At 64.9% G+C, this 382-nt stretch carries 1 protein-coding gene; it reads right to left on the bottom strand.

Annotated elements, in window-relative coordinates; translation table 11 throughout:
* A partial coding sequence (locus P3R27_RS14960; RefSeq protein ID WP_301399214.1) for a tripartite tricarboxylate transporter permease occupies nt 1-382 on the bottom strand: 382 nt, incomplete at both ends.

The raw sequence follows: 382 nt of genomic DNA, 5'->3' as shown, positions 1-382 counted from the left end.
AGCGCCGACGGGAACAGGTAGCGATAAGGCACCTGCAGCAGCTTGACCCAGACGCCGATCAGCGGCACGTTGAGCACCATCAGCAGCACGTTGCCAACCCAGAAGCTGGCGATCAGGCCCCAGAAGATGTCCGGATGCTCGGTGATCAGCTGCGGGCCGGGCTGGATGCCCTGGATCAGCAGCGCGCCCAGGATCAGCGCCATCACCGCGTCGCCGGGGATGCCCAGGCTCATGGTCGGAATGAAGTCGACCTGCGTCTTGGAGTGCGACGACGCTTCGGGCGAGGCCACGCCGGCGATCATGCCGGTGCCGAACTTTTCGGGCGTCTTGGATATCTTGCGTTCCAGCGCGTAGGCCACGAAGGTGGTGATGGTCGGACCGG

This window comes from Enterococcus spodopteracolus, from assembly GCF_030441955.1.
GTDB classification, from domain to species: domain Bacteria; phylum Bacillota; class Bacilli; order Lactobacillales; family Enterococcaceae; genus Enterococcus_B; species Enterococcus_B spodopteracolus.
The sequence above is the reverse complement of the archived record's forward strand: the minus strand, read 5'-3'. Positions and strand labels throughout refer to the sequence as shown.